12 protein-coding genes are annotated in these 16,496 nt (G+C 52.8%); all 12 read left to right on the plus strand.

Features of this window, described 5'->3' with window-relative positions; translation table 11 throughout:
* The first annotated feature begins 1 nt into the window (after window position 1).
* The 12 genes from cpsB (at window position 2) to ACOT0L_RS00700 (ending at window position 16,496) form a co-directional block, all read left to right on the plus strand.
* Window positions 2–1,438: a mannose-1-phosphate guanyltransferase gene (gene cpsB, locus ACOT0L_RS00645; RefSeq protein WP_063137677.1), complete on the plus strand. Its 1,437-nt coding sequence runs from the start codon at window positions 2–4 to the stop codon at window positions 1,436–1,438.
* Window positions 1,439–1,546: 108 nt separating this feature from the next.
* Window positions 1,547–2,917, plus strand: a complete 1,371-nt coding sequence (gene cpsG, locus ACOT0L_RS00650) for a colanic acid biosynthesis phosphomannomutase CpsG (protein ID WP_022648631.1) — start codon at window positions 1,547–1,549, stop codon at window positions 2,915–2,917.
* A gap of 128 nt (window positions 2,918–3,045) precedes the next feature.
* The gene (gene wcaJ, locus ACOT0L_RS00655; RefSeq protein WP_126503283.1) at window positions 3,046–4,440 is read left to right on the plus strand and encodes an undecaprenyl-phosphate glucose phosphotransferase; all 1,395 of its coding nucleotides are present in this window, start codon (window positions 3,046–3,048) and stop codon (window positions 4,438–4,440) included.
* A gap of 1 nt (window position 4,441) precedes the next feature.
* Window positions 4,442–5,920 carry a colanic acid undecaprenyl disphosphate flippase WzxC gene (gene wzxC / locus ACOT0L_RS00660; RefSeq protein ID WP_032623953.1) on the plus strand — a complete coding sequence of 493 codons (1,479 nt, stop codon included), beginning with the start codon at window positions 4,442–4,444 and terminating at the stop codon, window positions 5,918–5,920.
* A 15-nt stretch (window positions 5,921–5,935) separates the two neighbouring features.
* Entirely contained in the window at window positions 5,936–7,216 is a 1,281-nt protein-coding gene (gene wcaK / locus ACOT0L_RS00665) for a colanic acid biosynthesis pyruvyl transferase WcaK (RefSeq protein ID WP_022648628.1), read from the plus strand.
* Window positions 7,213–8,433 carry a colanic acid biosynthesis glycosyltransferase WcaL gene (wcaL, locus tag ACOT0L_RS00670; protein ID WP_126503281.1) on the plus strand — a complete coding sequence of 407 codons (1,221 nt, stop codon included), beginning with the start codon at window positions 7,213–7,215 and terminating at the stop codon, window positions 8,431–8,433. The genes wcaK and wcaL overlap by 4 nt, the downstream gene beginning before the upstream one ends.
* A gap of 12 nt (window positions 8,434–8,445) precedes the next feature.
* The gene (gene wcaM, locus ACOT0L_RS00675) at window positions 8,446–9,837 is read left to right on the plus strand and encodes a colanic acid biosynthesis protein WcaM (protein ID WP_126503279.1); all 1,392 of its coding nucleotides are present in this window, start codon (window positions 8,446–8,448) and stop codon (window positions 9,835–9,837) included.
* A gap of 174 nt (window positions 9,838–10,011) precedes the next feature.
* Window positions 10,012–10,908, plus strand: a complete 897-nt coding sequence (gene galF / locus ACOT0L_RS00680) for a GalU regulator GalF (protein ID WP_038416367.1) — start codon at window positions 10,012–10,014, stop codon at window positions 10,906–10,908.
* Between the two features lie 327 nt (window positions 10,909–11,235).
* Window positions 11,236–12,633: a mannose-1-phosphate guanylyltransferase/mannose-6-phosphate isomerase gene (locus tag ACOT0L_RS00685; protein WP_032103498.1), complete on the plus strand. Its 1,398-nt coding sequence runs from the start codon at window positions 11,236–11,238 to the stop codon at window positions 12,631–12,633.
* Window positions 12,633–14,015: a phosphomannomutase CpsG gene (locus tag ACOT0L_RS00690; RefSeq protein ID WP_126503277.1), complete on the plus strand. Its 1,383-nt coding sequence runs from the start codon at window positions 12,633–12,635 to the stop codon at window positions 14,013–14,015. Before ACOT0L_RS00685 ends, ACOT0L_RS00690 begins: the two co-directional genes overlap by 1 nt.
* A gap of 34 nt (window positions 14,016–14,049) precedes the next feature.
* Window positions 14,050–15,369 (plus strand): O-antigen ligase family protein, encoded by a 1,320-nt coding sequence (locus ACOT0L_RS00695; RefSeq protein WP_032609654.1) that lies wholly within the window; start codon window positions 14,050–14,052, stop codon window positions 15,367–15,369.
* A complete protein-coding gene (locus ACOT0L_RS00700; protein WP_126503275.1) occupies window positions 15,366–16,496 on the plus strand; it encodes a glycosyltransferase in 1,131 nt (376 codons plus the stop codon). The genes ACOT0L_RS00695 and ACOT0L_RS00700 overlap by 4 nt, the downstream gene beginning before the upstream one ends.

Below are 16,496 nucleotides of genomic sequence, written 5' to 3' on the forward strand. Positions count from 1 at the left end.
CATGAGTCAAACCACTTTGTATCCGGTCGTAATGGCGGGTGGATCCGGGAGCCGGTTGTGGCCACTGTCCCGCGTGCTTTATCCAAAACAATTTCTGTGCCTGAAGGGCGACCTCACCATGCTGCAAACGACGGTTAACCGTCTGCACGGCGTGGAGTGTGAAAGCCCGGTGGTGATCTGTAACGAGCAGCACCGCTTTATCGTTGCCGAGCAGCTGCGCCAGCTGAATAAACTGACCGAAAATATCATTCTGGAGCCTGCCGGACGCAACACCGCGCCTGCTATTGCTCTTGCGGCGCTGGCGGCAAAACGCAGCAGCCCGGACTGCGACCCGCTGATGCTGGTGCTGGCGGCTGACCACGTTATTCAGCAGGAAGACGCCTTCCGCGACGCGGTTCGCGCGGCGATTCCTTACGCTGAGAACGGCAAGCTGGTGACCTTCGGCATCGTGCCGGATCTCCCGGAAACCGGCTATGGCTACATTCGCCGCGGCAGCGTTACGCCTGGTGAAGGCGACAGCGTGGCCTTTGACGTGGCGCAGTTTGTCGAAAAACCGAATCTGGAAACCGCCCAGGCCTACGTGGCCAGCGGTGAATACTACTGGAACAGCGGTATGTTCCTGTTCCGCGCCGGTCGCTACCTGGAAGAGCTGGAAAAATATCGCCCCGATATCTTACATGCCTGCGAAAAAGCGATGGCGGTGGTGGATCCGGATCTCGATTTTATCCGCGTGGACGAAGAAGCCTTCCTCGCCTGTCCGGAAGAGTCCATTGACTATGCGGTGATGGAACGTACGGCAGATGCGGTAGTGGTGCCGATGGATGCGGGCTGGAGCGACGTTGGCTCCTGGTCGTCACTGTGGGAGATTAGCGCGCATACCCCGGAGGGTAACGTCCATCACGGTGATGTGATCAGCCACAAAACGGAAAACAGCTACGTCTACGCCGAATCTGGCCTTGTCACCACGGTAGGGGTGAAAGATCTGGTGGTCGTGCAGACCAAAGACGCGGTGCTGATTGCCGACCGTAATGCCGTGCAGGACGTTAAAAAAGTGGTGGAGAAGATCAAGGCTGATGGCCGCCACGAACACCATATTCACCGTGAAGTCTACCGCCCGTGGGGCAAATATGACTCCATCGACGCTGGCGAGCGTTACCAGGTGAAACGCATCACCGTGAAGCCTGGAGAAGGGCTGTCGGTGCAGATGCACCATCACCGCGCCGAACACTGGGTAGTGGTGGCGGGAACCGCCAAAGTGACCATCAACGGTGAAGTGAAGCTGCTCGGTGAAAACGAATCCATTTATATTCCGCTGGGTGCCACGCACTGCCTGGAAAACCCGGGGAAAATTCCACTCGACTTAATTGAGGTGCGTTCCGGTTCGTATCTGGAAGAGGACGATATCGTGCGCTTCCAGGACCGCTACGGGCGGGTGTAGCGCCGTCTTAACGCCGGATGGCGCTTCGCTTATCCGGCCTACGAATGAATAAAAAACAATTAAGCCTGTTAACGGGCGGGCCAACTGTTGCCTGAAAAAGGGGTCATCATGGAAAAATTAACCTGTTTTAAAGCCTACGATATTCGCGGCAAGCTGGGCGAAGAGCTGAACGAAGACATTGCGTGGCGCATCGGCCGCGCGTACGGCGAATACCTGAAACCACAAACTATCGTGCTGGGCGGCGACGTGCGTCTCACCAGCGAATCCCTGAAGCTGGCGCTGGCGAAAGGGCTACAGGACGCGGGCGTCGACGTGCTGGACATTGGACTTTCCGGTACCGAAGAGATCTATTTTGCCACCTTCCACCTGGGCGTGGACGGCGGTATCGAAGTGACGGCCAGCCATAACCCGATGGACTACAACGGCATGAAGCTGGTGCGCAAGGGCGCGCGTCCTATCAGCGGCGACACCGGTCTGCGCGACGTGCAGCGTCTGGCCGAGGCCAACGACTTCCCGCCGGTGAACGAAGCGAAGCGCGGCAGCTATAAGCAGATCAACCTGCAAAAAGAGTACATCGACCACCTGCTGGGCTACATCAACGTGGCGAACCTCAAACCGCTGAAGCTGGTGATTAACTCCGGCAACGGCGCGGCAGGCCCGGTTGTCGATGCACTTGAAGCCCGCTTTAAGGCGCTGAACGTGCCGGTGACCTTCGTCAAAGTGCACAACACGCCTGACGGAAACTTCCCGAACGGTATTCCTAACCCGCTGCTGCCGGAGTGCCGCGACGACACCCGCAACGCGGTGATTGAGCACGGCGCCGATATGGGTATCGCCTTTGACGGCGATTTCGACCGCTGCTTCCTGTTCGACGAGAAAGGGCAGTTTATCGAAGGCTACTACATTGTCGGCCTGCTGGCGGAAGCGTTCCTTGAGAAAAACCCGGGGGCGAAGATCATTCATGATCCGCGCCTCTCCTGGAACACCGTCGACGTGGTGAAGGCCGCGGGTGGCGAGCCGGTGATGTCTAAAACCGGCCACGCGTTTATCAAAGAGCGTATGCGCGAGGAAGACGCCATCTACGGCGGCGAGATGAGCGCCCACCACTATTTCCGTGATTTTGCCTACTGCGACAGCGGGATGATCCCGTGGCTGCTGGTGACTGAGCTGCTGTGCCTGAAAGGACAGAGCCTGGGCGAACTGGTGCGCGACCGCATGGCGGCCTTCCCGGCGAGCGGGGAGATCAACAGCAAACTGGCACAGCCAGCCGAGGCCATCGCCCGCGTCGAACAGCACTTTGCCATTCATGCGCTGGAGATTGACCGTACCGACGGTATCAGCATGGCGTTCCCGCAGTGGCGCTTCAACCTGCGCTCCTCCAACACTGAGCCGGTGGTGCGCCTGAACGTTGAGTCCCGCGCCGATACCGCGCTGATGGAAGCCCGAACGAAGGACATTCTGGCGCTGTTGAATCAGTAAAAAGAAAACCTTACCCCTCACCCTAACCCTCTCCCCAAAGGGGAGAGGGAACTTGAACACCCTCTCCCCTTTGGGGAGAGGGCCGGGGTGAGGGGCGAGGGGAAAGGTTTAGAACTAAAGGAACAACGATGACAAATCTAAAAAAGCGCGAGCGAGCGAGAACGAATGCATCGTTAATCTCTATGGTGCAGCGTTTTTCTGATATCACCATCATGGTCGGCGGACTGTGGGCGGTGTGTTGGGTCAGCGGGCAGCCGTTCTTATACATGCACTTGCTGATGGCGTTGATTGCGCTGGTGGTGTTTCAGATGATCGGCGGCATGACCGATTTCTATCGTTCATGGCGCGGCGTCAAAATGACCACCGAACTGATGCTGCTGCTCCAGAACTGGACCTTAAGCCTGATTTTCAGCGCAGGCCTGGTGGCGTTCAGCCATGATTTTGATAATCGGCTTGTGACCTATCTCTGCTGGTATCTGTTAACCAGCGTTGGCATGGTGGTTTGCCGCTCGCTGATCCGCTTTGGCGCGGGCTGGCTGCGCAACCGCGGCTATAACCGCCGCTTCGTTGCCGTGGCGGGCGATCTGCCGGTCGGCCGGGTGTTGCTCGACGGCTTCCGCAAAGAGCCGTGGTTAGGCTTTGAAGTGGTCGGTATTTATCACGACGCGAAGCCCGGCGGCGTACCATCTGACTGGGCGGGCAACTACGAACAGCTTATCGACGACGCGAAGGCCGGCAAAATTCATAACGTCTATATCGCCATGCAGATGAAAGATGAATCCCGCATCAAGACACTGATGCGCGAGCTGGCCGATACCACCTGCTCGGTGATCCTCATCCCTGACGTGTTTACCTTCAATATTCTTCACTCCCGTATTGAAGAGGTGAACGGGGTACCGGTTGTTCCGTTGTATGACACGCCGCTGTCGGGGATTAACCGCGTGCTGAAGCGCGTGGAAGATATCGTACTTTCGTCCCTGATCCTGCTGCTCATCTCCCCGGTGCTGTGCTGCATTGCGCTGGCGGTGAAGCTCAGCTCTCCGGGGCCGATCATCTTCCGTCAGACCCGCTACGGCATGGACGGTAAGCCGATCATGGTGTGGAAATTCCGCTCCATGAAGGTGATGGAGAACGACAAGGTGGTGACCCAGGCGACGCAGAACGATCCGCGCGTCACCCGCGTGGGTAACTTCCTGCGCCGTACCTCGCTCGATGAGCTGCCGCAGTTCATCAACGTGTTCACCGGCGGGATGTCCATCGTCGGGCCTCGTCCTCACGCCGTGGCCCATAACGAGCAGTACCGTACCCTGATTGAAGGCTACATGCTGCGCCATAAGGTGAAGCCAGGCATCACCGGCTGGGCGCAGATCAACGGCTGGCGCGGCGAGACCGACACACTGGAAAAAATGGAAAAACGCATCGAGTTCGATCTGGAGTACATCCGTGAGTGGAGCCTCTGGTTCGATATCAAGATTGTTTTTCTGACCATTTTCAAAGGCTTCGTGAACAAAGCGGCGTACTAAGATGAGCTTACGAGAAAAAACCATCAGCGGCGCAAAATGGTCAGCCATGGCCACCATCGTCATCATTGGCCTCGGCCTGGTGCAGATGACGGTGCTGGCGCGCATTATCGATAACCACCAGTTTGGTCTGCTGACCGTCTCGCTGGTGATTATCGCCCTGGCCGATACGCTGTCGGACTTTGGTATCGCCAACTCCATTATCCAGCGCAAAGAGATCAGCCATCTGGAGCTGACCACCCTCTACTGGCTGAACGTTGGGCTGGGTATCTTCGTCTTTGTGCTGGTGTTCCTGCTGAGCGATGTGATTGCCGGCGTGCTGCATAACCCGGACCTGGCGCCGCTGATGCGCACCCTGTCGTTTGCTTTCGTGGTGATCCCGCACGGGCAGCAGTTCCGCGCGCTGATGCAGAAAGAGCTGGAGTTCAACAAGATCGGCATGATTGAAACCAGCGCCGTGCTGGCGGGCTTTACCTTCACCGTTGTCAGCGCCCATTTCTGGCCACTGGCGATGACCGCCATTCTCGGCTACCTCGTTAACTCTGCCGTGCGCACGCTGCTGTTTGGCTTCTTTGGCCGCAAGATTTATCGCCCGGGACTGCATTTTTCGCTGGCGTCTGTTTCATCCAACCTGCGCTTCGGCGCGTGGCTGACGGCAGACAGCATTATCAACTATGTGAATACTAACCTCTCTACGCTGGTGTTGGCGCGCATTCTGGGCGCGAGCGTCGCGGGCGGCTACAACCTGGCGTATAACGTCGCGGTTGTCCCACCGATGAAGCTCAACCCAATCATTACCCGCGTGCTGTTCCCGGCGTTCGCCAAAATTCAGGACGATACCGAGAAGCTGCGCGTGAACTTTTACAAGCTGCTCTCCGTGGTGGGGATCATCAACTTCCCGGTACTGCTGGGGCTGATGGTGGTCGCCAGCAATTTCGTACCGCTGGTGTTTGGCGGGAAGTGGAACAGCATCATCCCGATCCTGCAACTGCTGTGCGTTGTGGGGCTGCTGCGCTCGGTGGGGAACCCGATTGGTTCTCTGCTGATGGCGAAGGCGCGCGTGGATATCAGCTTCAAGTTCAACGTGTTTAAAACCTTCCTGTTTATTCCGGCAATTATTGTGGGCGGGCACATGGCGGGTGCCATTGGCGTGACGCTCGGCTTCCTGCTGGTGCAGATCGTCAATACCGTGCTGAGCTACTTCGTGATGATCAAACCGGTGCTGGGCTCCAGCTACCGTCAGTACATTCTCAGCCTGTGGCTGCCGTTTTATCTCTCCTTACCGACTCTGGCGGTGAGCTACGGCCTGGGCGTGGTGCTCAACGGGCATCTGCCGCTGGCGGCGCTGCTTGCGGTGCAGGTCGCGACAGGCGCGCTGGCATTCGGCGTGATGATTGTGCTGTCACGCAATGCGCTGGTGGTTGAGATAAAGCGCCAGTTTTGCCGTAACGAAAAAATGAAAACGCTGCTTCGCGCAGGCTAATTTTACGAGGCCATTATGAAATTACTTATTCTTGGCAACCATACCTGCGGCAACCGTGGCGACAGCGCCATCCTGCGCGGTTTATTGGATGCAATTAACACCCTTAAGCCTGAGACAGAAGTGGATGTGATGAGCCGTTATCCGGTCAGCTCATCCTGGTTACTGAACCGCCCGGTGATGGGCGACCCGCTCTACAGCCAGATGAAACAGCACAACAACGCTGCGGGCGTGATGGGGCGCGTGAAGAAAGTACTGCGTCGCCGCTACCAGCATCAGGTGCTGCTTTCTCGCGTAACCGACACCGGCAAGCTGCGCAACATCGCCATCGCGCAGGGCTTTACCGATTTCGTGCGTCTGCTGTCCGGCTATGACGCCATTATTCAGGTGGGCGGCTCGTTCTTCGTCGACCTGTACGGCGTGCCGCAGTTTGAGCATGCACTCTGCACCTTCATGGCGAAAAAACCGCTGTTTATGATCGGCCACAGCGTCGGGCCGTTCCAGGATCCGCAGTTCAACCAGCTGGCGAACTATGTCTTCGGCCACTGTGACGCGCTGATCCTGCGCGAATCGGTCAGCCTCGACATGATGAAGCGTAGCGAAATCGACACCACCAAAGTGGAGCACGGCGTAGACACCGCCTGGCTGGTGGATCATCAGGATGACAGCTTCCAGGCCAGCTACGCGGTACAGCACTGGCTGGACGTGGCGGCAAAACAGAAAACCGTCGCCATTACCCTGCGTGAACTTGCGCCGTTCGATAAACGCCTCGGCACGACTCAGGCGGCGTATGAAAAAGCCTTTGCCGAGGTGGTGAACCGCGTGCTGGACAGCGGTTACCAGGTGCTGGCGCTCTCCACCTGTACCGGTATCGACAGCTACAACAAAGATGACCGCATGGTGGCGCTCAACCTGCGCAACCTGGTAAACGACCCGTCCCGCTACCACGTGGTGATGGACGAGCTGAACGACCTGGAGATGGGCAAGCTGCTCTCCGCCTGCGACCTGACCGTGGGCACGCGTCTGCACTCGGCCATTATCTCGATGAACTTCGGCACGCCAGCCATCGCCATCAACTACGAACACAAGTCCGCGGGCATTATGCAGCAGCTCGGTATGCCGGAAATGGCCGTCGATATTCGTCATCTGCTGGACGGTTCGCTGGGTGCGATGGTGGGCGACACGCTCGGCCAGCTGCCTGCGATCAACGAACGTCTGGCGGTGGCGGTGAAAGCCGAACGCGAAAAAGGTATTGGCATGGTGAAATCCGTCCTCGACCGCGTCCGGGAGGGGAAATGAAGGTTGGTTTCTTCTTACTGAAATTTCCGCTGTCGTCTGAAACCTTTGTGCTGAACCAAATCACCGCGTTTATCGATATGGGGTATGACGTGGAGATTATCGCCCTGCAAAAGGGCGATACGCAAAACACCCATGCGGCGTATACCCAGTATGGGCTGGAGGCGAAAACCCGCTGGTTGCAGGACGAACCCGCCGGACGGATGAACAAACTGCGCCATCGCGCTGGCCAGACGCTGCGCGGCCTTCATCGCGCCTCGACGTGGCGGGCGCTGAATATGTCGCGCTATGGGGCGGAGGCCCGCAACCTGATCTTATCCGCCATTTGCGGGCAAACGGCCCAGCCGTACCGGGCCGATGTCTTTATCGCTCACTTTGGCCCGGCTGGCGTCACGGCGGCAAAACTGCGTGAGCTGGGGGTGATTGACGGCAAAATCGCCACCATTTTCCACGGTATCGATATCTCCAGTCGTGAAGTGCTGAACCACTACACCCCGGAATATCAGCAGCTGTTTCGCCGTGGTGACATGATGCTGCCGATAAGCAACCTGTGGGCCGGACGCCTGAAAACCATGGGGTGCCCGAGCGAGAAAATCGCCGTTTCACGCATGGGCGTGGACATGGAACGCTTCACCCAGCGACCGGTCAAGGTGCCGGGCAAGCCGCTGCAAATTATCTCTGTTGCCCGCCTGACCGAAAAGAAAGGGCTGCACGTAGCCATCGAAGCCTGTCGCCAGCTGAAGGCGCGCGGCGTGGACTTCCACTACCGCATCCTGGGCATCGGGCCGTGGGAGCGTCGCCTGCGCACGCTGATTGAACAGTATCAGCTGGAAGACGTGGTCGAGATGCCGGGCTTCAAGCCGAGCCACGAAGTGAAAGCCATGCTCGATGAGGCGGATGTGTTCCTGCTGCCTTCCGTAACCGGCGCTGACGGCGATATGGAAGGCATTCCCGTGGCGCTGATGGAGGCGATGGCCGTCGGCATTCCGGTGGTCTCGACGTTACACAGCGGCATCCCGGAGCTGATCACCTCGGAGCATTCCGGCTGGCTGGTCCCTGAAAACAATGCGCTGGCGCTGGCGGACCGTCTGGCCGCGTTCAGCGATATCGATCAGCAGACGCTGATCCCTGTGCTGCAAAATGCGCGGCAAAAAGTTGAAGCAGAATTCAATCAGCAGGTGATTAATCGCCAGTTAGCGAGCCTGCTGCAAACGCTGTAACGCTGAGGTTGTATGCTGAAAAAGATTACCCGACGCCGATTTGTCTCTTCTTTATCCGTCCTGGCTGCTATGCCGCTGCTGTCACCCCGCGCTGTGCGGGCGGCAACCGGGAAGACGGTTTCTGTCGATCGTTACAACAATAACGACTGGATCGCCGCCTTCAGGCAGGCATTTGCCGAGGGCGATACCGTTGTTGTTCCCGCCGGGTTAACCTGTGAAAACATCAATACCGGCATTTTCATTCCTGATGGCAAAACCCTGCTGATCCGCGGTGCGCTGAAGGGCAACGGCCGCGGGCGGTTTGTGCTTCAGGAGGGCTGCAAGGTCATTGGGGAAGGAGAAGGGCGCACGCATAACATCACGCTGGACGTGCGTGGCTCCGACTGTGTCATTAAAGGGCTGGCGATGAGCGGCTTCGGCCCCGTCACCCAGATCTACATCGGCGGTAAAAAGCGGCGAGTGATGCGCAACCTGCTCATCGATAACATCACCGTGACGCAGGCCAACTACGCGATCCTGCGTCAGGGGTTCCACAATCAGGTGGACGGTGCGCGCATTACCAACAGTAAATTCAGCCGCTTGCAGGGTGACGCGATTGAGTGGAACGTGGCGATTAACGACCGCAACATCCTGATCTCTGACCACGTGATCGATAACATCAACTGCACCAACGGCAAGATCAACTGGGGCATAGGCATTGGGCTGGCCGGCAGTACGTACGACAATGAATATCCGGAACAGCAGACCGTTAAAAACTTCGTGGTGGCAAATATCACCGGCAGCAACTGTCGGCAGCTGGTGCATGTTGAAAACGGTAAACACTTTGTGATCCGTAATATCAAGGCCAGCAATATTACCCCTGACTTCAGTAAAAAGGCCGGAATTGATAACGCGACAGTAGCTATTTATGGCTGTGATAATTTCGTTATTGATAATGTCGATATGGTCAACAGCGCCGGAATGCTAATTGGCTATGGCGTGATCAAGGGCGATTATCTGTCGATACCGCAGAACTTCAAACTTAACGATATACGCCTGGATAACCAACAGCTTGCCTATAAGCTGCGCGGGATACAGATTTCCTCCGGCAATGCCACGTCGTTTGTTGCCATCACCAATGTCAACATGCAGCGAGCAACGCTTGAGCTGCATAACAAACCTCAGCACCTTTTCTTACGTAATATCAACGTGATGCAGGAGTCAACGACGGGACCGGCTCTGAAGATGAACTTCGATTTGCGCAAAGACGTGCGCGGGAAGTTTATGGCTAAAAACGAGACGTTGCTGTCGCTTGCGAACATAAAAGCGGTTAATGAAAAGGGGCAGAGCTCGGTGGATATTGATCGCGTTGATCAACACGTGGTGAATACGGAACGGTTGAATTTTGCGCTGCCGCACAGGTAATCATCCAGACTATTTTGCGACAATTCCTGGAACGAAATCGCGATCTATTCAGATTACAACTACTGTAATTTGTGGTGGGGTGACCTAGGATTACTTCATATTTACGGCAAAACATGCTGGCGAAAACAGGTTTAAAAGCTATAATTCGTCAACCATTTTAAGGTGGAAGATATAATGATTAATTTGAAAGCAGTCATACCGGTAGCGGGTCTGGGCATGCATATGTTGCCAGCCACGAAGGCAATTCCTAAAGAGATGCTGCCGATCGTTGACAAGCCGATGATTCAGTACATCGTCGACGAGATTGTTGCTGCAGGGATCAAAGAAATCGTTCTGGTGACGCACTCTTCGAAGAATGCGGTAGAGAACCACTTCGACACCTCTTATGAACTCGAAGCGTTGCTTGAGCAGCGCGTTAAGCGTCAGCTTCTGGCGGAAGTTCAGTCTATCTGCCCTCCTGGCGTGACCATCATGAACGTGCGTCAGGCGCAGCCGCTGGGTCTGGGCCACTCGATCCTGTGCGCGCGTCCGGTCGTAGGCGATAACCCGTTTATCGTGGTACTGCCCGATATCATCATTGATACCGCTTCTGCCGATCCGCTGCGTTACAACCTGGCGGCAATGGTGGCACGCTTTAACGAAACGGGTCGCAGCCAGGTGCTGGCGAAACGTATGAAGGGTGATCTCTCTGAGTACTCTGTTATTCAGACTAAAGAGCCGCTGGAGTCGGAAGGGCAGGTGAGCCGTATTGTTGAGTTTATTGAAAAACCCGATCAGCCGCAGACCCTGGACTCCGACCTGATGGCAGTCGGCCGTTATGTGCTGAATGCCGATATCTGGGCTGAGCTGGAAAAAACCGAGCCGGGCGCCTGGGACCGTATCCAGCTGACCGATGCGATTGCCGAGCTGGGGAAAAAGCAATCCGTTGATGCCATGCTGATGACCGGTGACAGCTATGACTGCGGTAAGAAAATGGGGTATATGCAGGCGTTTGTGAACTATGGCCTGCGTAACCTGAAGGAAGGGGCGAAGTTCAGAAGCCGGATTGAGAAGTTGCTGGCTAACGACTGATAGTCCTTCCGCAGTCTGAAAGACTTTATGCGCGGCAGCCATCATTTTGTTATGTTGTTACATAAACAAAATGATGGCTGCCGCTTTTTGTTATTAATTCCTGTGATAACAGAGAGTTACCTGCTTCAAATCTGGACTGATTTGTAACGATTTGTGCTTGTTTCCGAGTCCATTTAGGACGACAATTAACGCCAGTTTTTTGTCTGTAATCAGACCTCAAAATCCTTTATTCAACATTCGCTCAGTGCACTGGTAGCTGTTAAGCCAGGGGCGGTAGCGTGCCTTTTTTACACACAATCTAGTATTGAGCAAAGCAGGAGAAGCAGGATGTTACTTCCAGTGGTGATCGCAGGAGGAACAGGGAGTCGACTATGGCCGATGTCTCGCGAGTTGCAGCCTAAGCAATTCCTTTCATTCCATCAGGGCGGATCGATGCTGCAAAATACGATTTCACGCCTCGACGGTCTGGATGTGACCGATCCGATTGTTATCTGCAATGAAGATCACCGTTTTCTGGTGGCCGAGCAGTTGAGACAAATGCATAAGCTCGCCGGGAATATCATTCTTGAACCTGTTGGGCGCAATACGGCACCGGCTATTACTCTGGCTGCCCTCCATGCACTGGAAACTGGTGAAGATCCTGTCATGCTCATTCTGGCTGCCGATCACTTGATTGCCGACACAGCCACATTCCATTCCGTCATTACCAACGCCATTCCTTTTGCAGAACAAGGCAAATTGGTTACCTTCGGTATCGTGCCTACGCAGCCAGAAACTGGCTACGGCTACATTCAGCGTGGTGAAGAACAACATGCCGATCAGTCTACCGCCTGGAAAATCAAGCGCTTTGTTGAAAAACCGGATCAGGCGACCGCTATCTCTTACCTCGAAAGTAAAGAGTATCTCTGGAACAGCGGTATGTTTATGTTCCGGGCCTCTTCCTATCTGAACGAAGTTGCGAAATTTTGTCCGTCGATCCTTGATGCATGCAAAAATGCCATGCAGCAGCCCGTCAGCGATCTCGATTTTATCAAACTCGATAAAGAGACATTCACCTGTTGTCCGTCTGATTCCATCGACTATGCGGTGATGGAACATACAGACCTGGGCATTGTGACGGCGATGGATGCAGGGTGGAACGACGTGGGCTCGTGGTCAGCGCTATGGGAAACCTCGTCGCATGATGCTAATGGCAACGCGCTGATTGGCGATGTTTTCACCCATCAGACCCGCGATTGTTATATCCGCAGCGAAGGGAAATTAACCGCAGCGTTAGGGTTGGACGACCTTATTATTGTTAATACCAAAGATGCGCTGCTGGTTTCCCATAAGGATAATGTCCAGGATGTGAAAGTTGTTGTTGAGCATCTAAAAGCCCATTCACGTGCTGAATGTCGCGAACATACCACGCGTTATATGCCCTGGGGCCATGTCGAAACGCTTGTTCGGGATACGCGTTACCGGGTTAACCGTGTAACCATTATTCCTGGTGGTGAGCTCTCGCTTCAGCTGCATCATCATCGTATTGAGCACTGGGTTGTGCTGACCGGAACGGCGCTAATTGGTGTCGAAGGGAACGAAATTTATCTCACTGAAAATGAATCAACGACAATCCCTGTGGGAAAAAAACATAAGCTCTCGAATCCAGGAAAAATAAATCTGGAAATTCTGGAAATTCAGTTTGGTAGTTATTTGGGTGAAGATGACGTACTAAGGATTTCATAATGGAAAATAACAATAATAAATTAAGTTGTTTTAAGGCCTATGATATTCGGGGGAAATTAGGTGAAGAGCTTAATGAGGATATTGCCTGGCGTATTGGTCGCGCTTATGCGCAATGTCTGGAACCAAAACAGGTTGTTGTCGGCGGCGACGTTCGTCTGACAAGTGAGTCTCTGAAGCTGGCTCTCGCGGAAGGCTTGATGGCGGGCGGCTGTGATGTGCTTGATATTGGACTTTCTGGCACAGAAGAGATTTACTTCGCCACCTTCCATCTGGGCGTTGATGGCGGTATAGAAGTAACGGCCAGCCATAATCCGATTGACTATAACGGGATGAAGCTGGTTCGCAGCGGTGCCCGGCCGATCAGCGGTGACACGGGTTTGAAAGAGATCCAGCTCCTCGCGGAAATAAATGATTTCGCCCCATCTCAGCGTATGGGAAGCTATAAAAAGATTAACGTTCTTAATGAGTATGTTGATCATTTACTGGGCTATATCAATCTCGACAATTTCCGCATTAAACCGATTAAGTTAGTCATCAACTCCGGTAATGGTACCGCGGGGCACGTTATTGATGAAATTGAAAAGCGTTTCAAAACGGCCGGCATTCCTGTCGATTTTATAAAAGTTCATAACGATCCGGATGGTACTTTCCCGCACGGTATTCCAAATCCACTTCTGCCAGAAGCACGCCAGGATACCGCCAATGCGGTTGTTACAGCTGAAGCTGATATGGGTATCGCGTTTGACGGAGATTTTGATCGCTGCTTCCTGTTTGACGAGAAAGCCAATTTTATCGAAGGTTACTATATCGTTGGACTCTTAGCAGAAGCCTTCCTGAATAAAGAGCGTGGCGCGAAAATCATCCACGACCCGCGACTGACCTGGAATACGGTTGATATTGTCGAGCGCGCGGGCGGGATCCCTGTGATGTCTAAAACCGGTCATGCTTTTATTAAAGAGCGTATGCGCAAAGAGAATGCGGTATACGGCGGTGAAATGAGCGCTCACCATTATTTCCGTGAGTTTGCTTATTGTGACAGCGGCATGATTCCATGGTTGCTGGTTGCTGAACTGGTAATAACATCCGGACGCTCTCTTGGCTCGCTGGTGGAATCACGTATCGCACGCTTCCCTGTATCTGGTGAAATTAATCGCAAAGTGGTCCATGCTTCTGCGTTAATTGATGAGATTGAAAACCGCTACTCCTCCCTGGCTGTGGATATTGACTACACGGATGGACTGAGCATGTCTTTCCCGGGCTGGCGCTTTAACATTCGCACCTCCAATACCGAACCGCTGCTGCGTCTAAATGTGGAAGCAGATGCCGATCTGGGTTTAATGGAAGCGAAACGAGATGAGCTGTTAGGGCTGATAAAAAGCTAATTTCTAAGTTGCCTAATCGCGTGGGAAAATATTAATGTTAGAAGTCTTATTAGCGGCAATCGTAGGTTTAATTTTCTTTTTTGTTTTCCTCGCTCTGCACCTACGCATCAGGTTGTTAATGGTGCTGGTATGTAGCATTCCGCAGCTCTATCTGGTGCAATTAGGTGGAGCCGATGTTCCAATGGCATTTCTGCTTCCGGCATTGCTCCTGCCTGAATTTATTATTAATGCAAACCGGTTCTTAGCAAAAGCAACGAATATTATGCTTCTTGGCCTGATACTCATCAGCACCCTGAGCCTTGCGTGGTCGGTTGAGAAATCGATGGGTATTCGTGATATTGCCTATTTGTGTGAATTTATCGTCATCTCAAACGCCGTCTACGTTTTAGCGGTGAAAGATCGAGTTGCATTGTATAAAACTATCAACGTTATGTTGTTTTTTGTTTGCTTGCAGGCGATTACGGTCATCACCTTTAGATTTAATGAGTCACTCGAATTGGCGGTAGTGTTGTCCCCTATAAGTAAATATACGATGGGAATGAATACGCTTCAGAGCTTATTAGATGGAGCCAGGAATAACTTCTACGATCCGGTTAAAGCGGGTGGGGTTTTGTTCGTTAATGCTAATGCTGCTGCCTGTTATGCAGGAATCTCATCCTTTATGGCTTGGGGCATTTACAAGGCGTTGAAATCAAAAATCACGCTTATGATGGCTATTCTGCTCTGGGCAACCGTATTTTTTACCGGCTCCAAAGCGGGCGTCCTTTTCGCGATACTTATCCCGGCATTTATTTTCTATCTGAAACTTCAGCGTTCGACACGCGTCATTTTGAGTTCAGTAGGCGCCTCGTTTGCCATAGTATTAATCGCTATAAGCGTTGTTTTCAGCATTACCGAACAAAGCGTTTTTTTAAAAGAATCCACGGATACGGCTGAAACACGTTACGAGATATGGAACTATGCATTTGACGCATTTTTAAATAATCCACTGATGGGGCAGGGCTACGGTGGTTGGGAAGCCGATTACAGTAAGCACACTGATTATTTCCTTCCGCCACACAACACGCTTATTTATCTTTGGTCTAAGTCAGGAATTATTGCTTCAATGCTGGGGCTAGGTTTTATCCTTTGCAGCATTGGGGTTGCTTTGAGAGCAATACGAAGTACAAATAATGAACAAAAAAACATCGGCTTTTCCTTCCTGATGGTGCTTTCCTGGCTTTTTGCTCACGGATTTGGCGAAAACTTTGGCTTAATAGGTGAGCAACACCAGATGATCGTGTTAGCCGTAATGCTTGGGCTTTGCCTGGCAGCAAATTTACCAATTAATCGGCATAATAGGGTACAGGAATGAAGACGGTCGGTATTTTCAGAAACCAGCTTTTTAAGGGTTCGGAAGTTTTTATTCAGCAGCAGGCTGAAGCATTACAGTGTTTTGATAAATGCTATATCGGCAGACGCCTTATCGGGACGAAACCAGAAGGCTCAGTCGCATGTGTATTGAATGAACATGGAAATGTTTACGGTAAACTCGCAGAAATGGTGAATGCGATCACCACGTCGCAGCTGCCTTATCAGTCTGTTTTAAAATCACAGCCCTTAGACCTCATTCATGCACACTTTGCGATCGATGGACTTTATGCTTTAAAGCTGGCGCAGAAGAAAGGTATTCCTTTGGTGACAACACTTCATGGATTTGATGTGACGGTCAGTAATAAGGATTTACTGGCGTCACGGTCACCCGCCTGGATTAATTATCTTCTTCATCAACATAAAGTAAAAAGTCAGGGTGATAAGTTTATTTGTGTTTCAGATTTCATTGCCCGCCAGGCTCTGCAACACGGTTTCCCGGAAAGCAAAATCATTCAGCACTATATTGGTATTGATGTGAATAAATATCAGCCGCGTGCAAAAGAGGACGATCAAGGCATTATCCTTCATGTTGCAAGGCTGGTAGAGAAAAAAGGGACAGCCGTTTTAATCAATGCAGTCAAGCAGGTAAAGTTATTAAATCCTGATGTTAAGCTTGTGATTATAGGAGAAGGGCCGTTATTGGATGGGCTGAAGGCTCAGGTCACATCCCTTGGTCTGGATCAAACCGTTACTTTTACAGGCGCGTTGCCCCACGTCGATGTTATGGCATGGATGCGTAAAGCTAGCATGTTGGTTTTACCGAGCATTACAGCGAAAACCGGTGATGCTGAAGGGTTGGGTATGGTTCTTCTTGAAGCGGCAGTGACCGGTGTTCCTGTCATCGGTACTCAGCATGGTGGGATACCAGAGGCGATTATAGATGAGCAAACTGGATTTTTAGTTAAAGAGCGAGATGACAAGCAGCTTGCAGATCGTATCTCATACTTATCTAATAATGAAAATATAAGATTTATTATGGGGACTAATGCGCGTGAATTTGTTAATCAAAAGTTTAACTTATCTCAACAAACAACAAAACTAGAAGATATATATCAAAAACTTTTATAA

It is taken from the genome of Enterobacter cloacae complex sp. XAL002 (assembly GCF_049236805.1).
In the GTDB taxonomy this organism is placed as follows: domain Bacteria; phylum Pseudomonadota; class Gammaproteobacteria; order Enterobacterales; family Enterobacteriaceae; genus Enterobacter; species Enterobacter intestinihominis.